Source organism: Streptomyces sp. GC420 (assembly GCF_009916105.1).
Classification (GTDB): Bacteria; Actinomycetota; Actinomycetes; order Streptomycetales; family Streptomycetaceae; genus Streptomyces.
The window spans coordinates 1-9,331 of record NZ_JAAAXQ010000326.1; the positions used below are offsets into that span (position 1 = coordinate 1).

Below are 9,331 nucleotides of genomic sequence, written 5' to 3' on the forward strand. Positions count from 1 at the left end.
GACGCACCGGGTCCCCCGCACGGGCCAAACGGGCGCGGCGGGCCGGGCCGGGCACGGCGGCGGACATGCCGCGGACCCGCCGGCAGCGGTACCGGCGGGCCCGGGGCCGGGGGCCGAGGAACATCGGAACGAAAACCGGCGCTAAGCCTGCCCGGCCTCGATGAGGGCTTTGACCTGGGCTTCTGCGAGGGATGAACCTTCGGCAGTCGTGTTGATCGACTGTCTGGAGGTCCGGGGTGCCGGTCGAGTTTTTGACGGATGAGCAGGCTGCCGCGTACGCGGCGTATCGCGGGGCGCCGTCCCGTACGGAGTTGGAGCGCTTCTTCTTCCTGGACGACGCGGACCGGGAGCTGATCGGGTCCAAGAGGCGGGCCCACAACCGCCTGGGGTTCGCGGCCCAGCTTACGACCGCTCGCTATCTCGGGGTGTTCCTGGACGACCCGACGTCTGTGCCGCCGGAGGTCGTGGACTACCTCGCGTTCACCTCGGTCACCGGCGGCGAGGCCCGCCTGAAGGACCTGAACGTCACGATCGCCGCGCTGCTGGTCGCCCACGGCTGCAACGTCGGCTACACCCCGGTTCTGGGCGGCGCGGACGCACTGAAGTACGGGCGGCTGTCCCACGTCGACCAGACCTACCTGCGGCTGGCAACGTACCGGGCCGCGAACGCGACCCTCATCAGTCACCAGGCGTCCATCGGCCTCGCGCAGAGCTGGGGCGGGGGCCTGGTCGCCTCGGTGGACGGGATGCGGTTCGTCGTCCCCGTGCCGTCGGTGTACGCGCGGCCGAACCCGAAGTACTTCGGGCGCCGGGGCGGCGCGACCTGGCTCAACATGATCAACGACCAGGCCGCCGGGCTCGGCGGGAAGGTCGTGGCCGGCACGCCGCGCGACTCCCTGTATGTGCTCGACGTCCTCTACGACCGCGACGGCGGCCGCCGTCCGGAGATGATCGTCACCGACACCGCGAGCTACAGCGACATCGTGTTCGGACTGCTGACCCTGGCCGGGTTCGCCTACGCCCCGCAGCTCGCGGACCTGCCCGATCAGAAGATGTGGCGCGTCGATCGCACGGCCGACTACGGCGCCTTCCAGGACGCCGCCCGCGGCCGGATCGACCTCGCCCGCATCGAGCGGCACTGGGAGGACATCCTGCGGATCATCGGCTCCATCCACACCGGAGCCGTCCGCGCCTACGACGTCATCCGGATGCTCTCCCGCGACGGACGCCCCACGCCGCTGGGCGACGCGATCGCCCACTACGGGCGGATCGCGAAGACCCTGCACATCCTGCGCCTGGCCGACGAGCCCGGCTACCGGCGGCAGATCAAGGTGCAGGCCAACCTCCAGGAGGGCCGCCACGCACTGGCCCGGAAAATCTTCCATGGCCGGGCCGGGCAGCTCTACCAGCGCTACCAGGAAGGTATGGAGGACCAGATCGGCGCCCTGGGCCTGGTCCTGAACGCGCTCGTGCTGTTCAACACCCGCTACATGGACGCCGCCGTGAACCAACTGCGCGCGGACGGCTTCGAGGTCCGCGACGAGGACGTGGCCCGGCTCTCCCCGTTCGTGCGCCACCACCTCAACGTGCTGGGCCGGTACTCCTTCCAGCTTCCCGACCTGCTCGGTGGAATGCGGCCCCTCCGTGCCCCGGACGCTGTCGACGAGTAGCGAGACGCGGCGGGCGCGTCTGGCCGCGCCCGCCGCTCGCACCGTCTGGGAACTCTATGCGTTGGCCGCCTGGATGCGGACGGCTCGGGCGCGGACCACGAAGGGCCGGGAGAAGACGGTGATGGCGATGGAGACTGCGGCCACAAAGGTGATGGCCGTGCCAGCAGTGAAGTGCTGGGCAACGCCACCAGCGATCGCGGCTCCGATACCTTGCCACGTCATCCGGCCGGCGGACTCAACTCCCTGGACCTGGCCACGGACCGGATCAGGGGTCAACTCCAGAAGCTGCTCCTGGAGCGGCAGGGTGGCAGCGAAGCCGGCACTGGCGATGAACACCGCGGCTGTCGCCACCGGCACGGGCGGGTGGACGGCGAACAGCAGGTAGGGGGCGGCGAGCAGCAGTCGCAGGGCGAATGCGTAGCGGCGCCGCTGCTCGGCGGTGAACAGCCGCCCGACCGCAAGGTCACCGAGGAGCATGCCTGCCGATCCGGCGGCCAGGAAGACGCCGGCGTGATGGGGGGCGTAGGAGATGAACAGGGCCTCGCAGCCAACGATCAGGCCATTGGGGACCCACAGGTTCAGCAGCAGCGCGCGTTGGCCGGAGTGGGAGAAAAGCTCGATGTTCGTCGTCCAGGTCTGGCGCAGTCCAGGGCGCCGGGTCAGACGGATCGAGCGTTCCCGGACCGTCACCGCCACAATGATCAATCCACCGCCGGTCAGGGCGGTCGCGACGGCGAAGACCTCCTGCGGGCTCAGGTACCGCAGCAGTACGGCGCCGATGGCGTAGCCGAGGATGGCCATGCCTCCCGAGGTGATGTTCATCAGCGAACGTGCCAGTGCATAGGCGGAGGTCGGCACTACCTCGGCGAGCAGCCCCATCCGTGTGCCCGTTCCCAGGGACTGGAAGAACCCCAGTACAAGGAGCAGACCGAACCGGGCGGCGAGCGGCAGCCCTGGAACCGCCTGTGCGGCAACACCTACGAGCGAGACGCACTGGAGCGCGACGAGGGTCCGGCGAGGACGGCTTCCGTCCGCGACCGACAGCAGCGTCAGCGCACCGATTACCGTCGCGAAGGTGGCGCCGTACATGCTCACAGCGGTCAGGAACGGGGACTTGGTCTGCTGGTTGACCAGCGTGCCGAGCGCGAAGCCCGACAAGGTGCTCGCGGCGACCGTCAGCGTGAAGCTGGCGTACAGGCCGACGAATTCACGGTTGCGGAGCAGGTCACGGTAGGTGGTTGGAGGTGTGCCGGAGGCAGATGTGTCAGAAGGCATGAAAAAAGCCTTCGCGCGCACCCAACCTGGGGCGCCGAAGGCCGACTCCTGGATCATAGCAAGTGCCCCAGTCCCACCACGGCCCGCATCGGACCGGGGGAGACGCGGACGTGGATACGCACCGGTCTCGGCAGCACCGCACATTCACCGGCGGCTGTCGCCGGGTGCGAGCAGACTGGTCAACTCTGAGATCGCCTCGGGGGACGGCTTGAAGTAGCGGCGGACGTTCTCCGGCTTCTTGTGCCTCGACCTGGCCATCAGCATCAGCAGGGAGGCGCCCTGCTCGCCCAGGTGGGTCAGGGCGGAATGACGGTACTCGTGCAGGTCCCAGCCCGTCCCCGGCCCACGCACGGCGGTGTGCTCATCGAGCAGGGCGCGAGCCTGGCCGTAGGAGAGGCGAGCCAGCCCGGTGTCCGGGCAGACGTCGCGCGGGCTGACCACCTTCCCCGGACCGGGACGGCGATGGGTGACGAACACCGGGCCGCGGGTGCGGCCCCGCAGCAGGCGAGGCAGGAGGCGGGCGGTGCCGGCGTCCCAGTAGACCGTCTCCAGTACGAAGTCCTCGCGCGCCTGTCCTCGGCGGCGGGCCTTGCTCCGGGCGCCCTTGGCCTTGACCGGGCAGCGGCGGGCGGCGAGGTCCAGGTCCTCGATGTTCACGCCGAGGATCTCCTCGGACCGCCCGGCGGTCTCGTAGAGCATCCGCCACAGCGTCTTCTCCCGCAGGTGGACCTCGCGGCGGGCGATGAGTCGGTCCACGGCCATCTTCGAGCGGGCCGGGGTCTCGGAGTCCGGCACCGCCAGCCGCTTCGTCCAGGCCCGGGACCGCCGGGCCGTCGTAGCCGTACGACTCGCACCAGCCCAGCCAGGAGAGCACTGCCGCCCGGCGGGCGTTCCAGGTGTTGACCGCCGCAGTGCCCCACAGCAGTTCCAGGGCCTCGCCGATCTCGTCGTCCGCGACCGACTCCAGCGGGCGGGCCTCCCCGATCCGCTCGGCGGTCTTGCCGACGCCGACTCCGTAGCTGCGGACCGTGTTCGGATTGCGCAGCGAATCGAGGAAGGCGTCTGCCGCCGCGCGGACGGTCAACGCCTTCCCGGCCGGCAGTTGCACCACGGTGGGCACCGCTTCCCCCTTGCCACGGATAACAGGGCCGCTTCACGTACGGCCTGGAGAACGTCACCGCAGGTGACGAACCAAGCTCCCGCAGATAATGGGGCGTTATCCGTGGAACGACTTTTCAGACCGGTTCCACGGCCGACGCCCCGTCAGCCGTCCACCAGGGCCGACGAAGGCTTAGCGCCGGTTTTCGTTCCGATGTTCCTCAACCCCCGGGCCTGCGTCAGCGGGACGCCAGGACGAGGACGCAGCCCGCGCACAGCGCGCAGGACAGCAGCAGGAGGGCGACGCAGTGGCACAGGAGCCGCCTGCGCAGCAGGTGGTAGCGGGTCTCGTACTCCTGCTGGAGTTCGGCGCAGCGCACCGTGACGGCGCGCAGCGACTCCTTGGACACGTTGAGGCGGTCCAGGGCGTAGTTGCGGACCACCTCCTCGCGCTGGGCGGAGGTGAGCCACGGCAGCCTGCCGGCGAAGTCCTCCGCCTCGGTGCGGGCCTTGCCGATCTCCGCCTGGCAGAGCAGGTAGCCCTCCAGGCGCGCGATCCCCGCGGCCGTGTCCGTGTCGGTTTCCGTCTCCGTGCGCTTCGCGGGGCGGGCCGCCATCACGTGTCCTTGCCGCCGCCCAGCGGGGGCGCCATCCCCTCGCCCGGCTCGACGACGTCCCTGCGGCCGGACTGGGCCGCTTCGAGGGCGCCCATTTCGGGGTGGTGCAGGTCGAAGGCCGGGGACTCGGAGCGGATCTTGGGCAGCGTGGTGAAGTTGTGCCGCGGTGCCGGGCAGGAGGTGGCCCATTCCAGCGAACGGCCGTAGCCCCACGGGTCGTCCACCTCGACGCGCTTTCCGTACTTCCAGGTCTTCCAGACGTTGTAGAGGAACGGCAGGGTCGAAATTCCGAGCAGAAAGGCGCCGATCGTGGAGATGGTGTTGAGCGTGGTGAATCCGTCCGCTTCCAGATAATCGACATAGCGGCGCGGCATTCCCTCGGCGCCCAGCCAGTGCTGGACGAGGAAGGTCAGGTGGAAACCGACGAACAGCGTCCAGAACTGGATCTTCCCGAGCCTTTCGTCGAGCATCTTCCCGGTCATCTTCGGCCACCAGAAGAAGTAGCCCGCGAACGTCGCGAAGACGATCACGCCGAACAGCACGTAGTGGAAGTGGGCCACGACGAAGTACGTGTCATGGACGTGGAAGTCCATGGGCGGCGAGGCGAGCATCACTCCGGTCAGCCCGCCGAAGAGGAAGGTGACCAGGAATCCGACCGACCACAGCATGGGTGTCTCGAAGGTCAGACTTCCCTTCCACATCGTCCCGGCCCAGTTGAAGAACTTCACCCCGGTCGGCACGGCGATGAGGAAGCTCATGAACGAGAAGAAGGGGAGCAGCACCGCGCCGGTGGTGAACATGTGGTGCGCCCACACGGCGACGGACAGGCCGCAGATGGTGATGGTGGCCGCGATGAGTCCGACGTAGCCGAAGATCGGCTTGCGGGAGAAGACCGGGAGGATCTCCGAGGTCACGCCGAAGAACGGCACGGCCAGGATGTACACCTCGGGGTGGCCGAAGAACCAGAACAGGTGCTGCCACAGCAGCGGTCCGCCGTTGCCCGGGTCGTAGATGTGCGAGCCGAAGCGGCGGTCCGCCTCCAGGGCCAGCAGAGCGGCGGCGAGGACCGGGAAGACCAGGATGACCAGCACCGAGGTCAGCAGGACGTTCCAGGTGAAGATCGGCATCCGGAACATCGTCATGCCCGGAGCGCGCATGCAGATGATCGTGGTCATGAAATTGACTGCGCCGAGAATGGTGCCGAACCCGCCGAGCGTCAGACCCATGATCCAGAGGTCGGCGCCGACGCCGGGGGTGTGCATCTTGTCGCTCAGCGGCACATAACTCGTCCAGCCGAAGTCGGGGGCGCCCGGCGTGGTCAGCAGGCTGACCCCGGCGATGAGCCCGCCGAACAGGAACAGCCAGTACGAGAACATGTTCAGCCGCGGAAACGCGACATCGGGCGCCCCGATCTGCAGCGGCATCACCGCGTTGGCGAAGCCGGCGAAGGTCGGGGTGGCGAACAGCAGCAGCATGATGCCGCCGTGCATGGTGAACGCCTGGTTGTACTGCTCGTTGGAGAGGATCTGCAGGCCGGGCCGGGCCAGTTCCGCCCTCATCGCCAGCGCCAGCACTCCTCCGACGAGGAAGAAGACGAACGCCGTAATGAGATAAAGATGGCCGATCTTCTTGTGGTCCGTCGTGGTCAGCCAAGAGACGGCCACGGTCCCCCATTTGCGCCCTGCCACCGGAACAGGAGCAACCGGCTCGGTCGAAGTCACCATACGATAATCCCCAGAAAAGCGTGCGGGCAGGACGCGCGGCGGAGTACCCCTTCACCGCACCCTCAAACGCTACGCAGTCCGGAGCGTTCTTGCTCGTTGTGCGCGGGGGTGTTCTCGACGAATTCCCAAAGCCAGGGCAAAATGTGCCGGTGATTCATATGGCGGTCACACGGATGAGGGCGTGTCAGGATCGCCCGGGCCGACCGCTCATCGCATTCGTCCACGCGACCGCGGAGCGGATGTCCCCTCCGCGCGGCGGCATCTGACACGGCGACGGCCGTCATGACCGCGCTCCCGGCTCTCTCCGGCGGTGTGGCACCGGGCCGGGCCCGACAGTGGCGGGCCCGCACGGCGCACCCGCGGCGGGAAGTGAGCCGTCGGCGGCCGCCGGAACGGGCACGCCCTCCGCCGGACGGACCAACGGGGCACCGGCGCCCGGCCGACGGCGCACCTCGGGTGAGCCGCCGGCCGGCGGGTGTTGCGCGAGTGCCACGCAACCACGCCCTGGGGCCGGCCGCACCGCGGCTCACCCGACTGGCGGCAGGCACGAGCACAGACGGCAGGCCGCAGGCCGCAGGCGGCCGGGGATCAGACGCGGCTGTCGCTGCCACAGGGGGCGTACAGGTCCAGCAGCCGGGTCCTGGCCGCCTGGAGCCGGTGGGCCAGGACCCGGCCCACCCACCGGGAGACCGACGCGCCCAGCTCGGGGTCGTTCTCGCACATCAGCCGCACCGCCGTCCCGTCGAACTCGTACGCCCGCACGGGCGTCATCGCCTCCGCCCCCAGGTGCCAGGCATGCGGCGGGAACAGCCAGGACCAGCCCACGAGCTCGTTGTGCCCGAGAGTCTCGATGACGGCGGCCCGGCGGCCCGGCACACGCATGTCGAGGGTGACCGTGCCCGTGCGCACGATCCAGAACCGGTCGGCGCGGCCGTCCTCGTCGAAAAGCCGTGCCCCTTGCGGGAACGACACCTCCCGCGCCATGTGCTGCAGCCGGTTGCGATGCTCGGGGTCCAGGGCCTGCAGCATCGTCGTCGTGTTCATCTCTCTGCCTCTTCCTCGAGAGCCCTGCGTCGTGGGTGATGGCGCGGGTGCCGGTCACGGGCCCGGCCGCTACCCGGGTGACGGCCGGCCGCGAGGCGCGCGGGAACACGCCTGACGCGTACAGGGTCGGGGCACGGGCGCGGGCCCGCCACGGGCCGCCCGGTCCCAGGTCCGGGCCGTTCGGCCCACATCCGGGACCCTCGGCACCATGTGCCGTTCCGTCCGCCGCGGTGAGATGGAGGCGGGAAAGGAAGGGCCCTGGGGAAGGGCTCTCTTCCGAGGGAGGCGAGAGCGGTGCGGGCGACACTGACACCGGAGGTGTGGCGGCCCTTCGTCGTGCTGTCCACGGCGATGGCGGCGACCTTCGTGGCGAGCGCGGCGATCGACGCGCTGCTGCTGCGGATGAGGCTGCGCCGGGCGATGGAGCGGCAGCGGCTGAGGGAGCGGGAGGAACGGCAGGAAGAGCAGGCGGAGCACCCGGTGCCCGCCGGGGCCACGGCGCGGCCGGCCGCCGGAGTGCAGACGGTGAAGGTGCTGCCGTCCGCGCAACGCCTCCGGACCCGAACGGCCGTACGGCACTGAGGACCCGCGGCAGCGGCACCGAGCGGAAGGGGTCGGTCATGCTTCGTCCGGTCGTCGCGGGGGTCGACCCGACCCCCGAGAGTCTGGCCGCCGCGCACTGGGCGGCCAGGGAGGCCGTGCTGCGCGAACGGCCGCTGCGGCTGGTGCACGCATGGGAAGGGCTGGCGGACGAGGAGGCCTCGCTCCCCGAACTGGCTGCCCCGAGCGACCGGTCACGGCAGGTCCTGCGGGACGCCCTCGACGAGGTGACCACGCGGCACCCCGGTCTGCGCGTCGACGGCGAGCAGATCGCCCTGCCCGCGCCGGACGCCCTGGTCGGCGAGGCCGGGTCCGCGGAACTGCTGGTCCTCGGCAGCCGTGGCCTCGGCGGTGTCGGCGGCTTCCTGGTGGGCTCGGTCGCCCAGCACGTCGTCGGCCAGGCTCCGCGGCCCGTGGTCCTGGTCCGGGCCGGCCGGACCGCCGAGGACAACCACCGGCCGGGTCCCGGCGGCGAGCCGTCCACCGGCACGCCCTACCGCCCGGTGGTGGTGGGCGTGGACCCGGGGACGGACTCCGAGCACGGCCGCGGCACGCTGCTCGACTTCGCCTTCGACGAGGCCGCGCGGCGCCGTACGCCGCTGCGTGTCGTCCACGCCTGGACCTTCCACCACGCCTCCGGGTACGCGCCGGGCCCCATGGACGCCCCGGCGCGGGCCGAGTCCCACGAGGAGCGGGCCGCCGCCCTCGCGGCGCTGCTGAAGCCGTGGCGCGAGAGGTACCCCTCGGTCGCGGTGGAGGCACTGGTGCCGGAGGGCCGGGCGGCGCAGCGGCTCCTCGGTACCGCCCGGGGCGCCGGGCTGCTGATCGTCGGCCGCAAGCCGCGCCCCGCAGTGCTGGGTCCCCGCACCGGGCCCGTCACGCACGCGGCGATGCACCACGCCGAATGCCCGGTGGTGATCGTCCCGCACCCGTGAGGGCCCCCGCCGTACGGCCGCGCCGTTTCCGCACCGGCGCGGCCGTACGGCGCACCGTGCATCCGGACGCCGCCGCGGGAAGACGCGGACCGGAGCCGTTCGGCCCTGGCGCGCCGGGCGCGCGCGTGGTGTGCTTGAGGTGACGGGAAGGACCCAGAAAGACGCGGAGAAGCGGCCGGCGGCCGTGCACCGCGCAATCAGGATCCGCGAGAAGCGGATAGGGTCCTTCCCGCCCTCATGTCGCGGCGCGCCCCGCGCCTCTTCCGTACGGCCCGCCCGCTGCCCGCGGTGCTCATGCTCTCCCGCGATGCTGATGCGTTCCCGACAGTGCTCCTGCTCCCCCTTCTCGTCTCCCCCTGTGCCCCCTG

At 70.6% G+C, this 9,331-nt stretch carries 6 protein-coding genes and 3 pseudogenes; 4 read left to right on the forward strand and 5 right to left on the reverse strand.

What is annotated here, in order from left to right; translation table 11 throughout:
- Positions 1-236: 236 nt before the first annotated feature.
- Both GUY61_RS41980 and GUY61_RS29710 read left to right on the forward strand, forming a co-directional pair.
- A pseudogene (locus GUY61_RS41980) lies at positions 237-467 on the forward strand (DUF4158 domain-containing protein); the annotation flags it as partial.
- A 9-nt stretch (positions 468-476) separates the two neighbouring features.
- A pseudogene (locus GUY61_RS29710) lies at positions 477-1,670 on the forward strand (transposase); the annotation flags it as partial.
- A gap of 54 nt (positions 1,671-1,724) precedes the next feature.
- Here the strand turns inward: GUY61_RS29710 and GUY61_RS29715 are convergent.
- From GUY61_RS29715 to GUY61_RS29735, 5 genes and pseudogenes are all read right to left on the reverse strand, one after another.
- Positions 1,725-2,945, reverse strand: a complete 1,221-nt coding sequence (locus GUY61_RS29715) for an MFS transporter (RefSeq protein WP_166633339.1) — start codon at positions 2,943-2,945, stop codon at positions 1,725-1,727.
- 144 nt (positions 2,946-3,089) lie between these two features.
- Positions 3,090-4,065, reverse strand: a pseudogene (locus GUY61_RS29720) (tyrosine-type recombinase/integrase).
- Positions 4,066-4,282: 217 nt separating this feature from the next.
- Positions 4,283-4,660, reverse strand: coding sequence for a hypothetical protein (locus GUY61_RS29725; protein ID WP_166633340.1), 378 nt, complete (start codon positions 4,658-4,660; stop codon positions 4,283-4,285).
- Positions 4,660-6,384: a cytochrome c oxidase subunit I gene (gene ctaD, locus GUY61_RS29730; RefSeq protein WP_166633341.1), complete on the reverse strand. Its 1,725-nt coding sequence runs from the start codon at positions 6,382-6,384 to the stop codon at positions 4,660-4,662. Before ctaD ends, GUY61_RS29725 begins: the two co-directional genes overlap by 1 nt.
- A 588-nt stretch (positions 6,385-6,972) precedes the next feature.
- On the reverse strand, positions 6,973-7,428 hold the full coding sequence (locus GUY61_RS29735) for a Crp/Fnr family transcriptional regulator (protein WP_166633342.1): 456 nt from the start codon (positions 7,426-7,428) through the stop codon (positions 6,973-6,975).
- Positions 7,429-7,722: 294 nt separating this feature from the next.
- Here GUY61_RS29735 and GUY61_RS29740 point away from each other — a divergent pair, with 294 nt between their 5' ends.
- Together GUY61_RS29740 and GUY61_RS29745 are read left to right on the forward strand one after the other, a co-directional pair.
- The gene (locus GUY61_RS29740) at positions 7,723-8,010 is read left to right on the forward strand and encodes a hypothetical protein (protein WP_166633337.1); all 288 of its coding nucleotides are present in this window, start codon (positions 7,723-7,725) and stop codon (positions 8,008-8,010) included.
- Positions 8,011-8,048: 38 nt separating this feature from the next.
- Complete coding sequence (locus GUY61_RS29745; RefSeq protein ID WP_166633343.1) at positions 8,049-8,963, forward strand: universal stress protein; 915 nt, start codon at positions 8,049-8,051, stop codon at positions 8,961-8,963.
- The last annotated feature ends 368 nt before the right edge of the window (positions 8,964-9,331 follow it).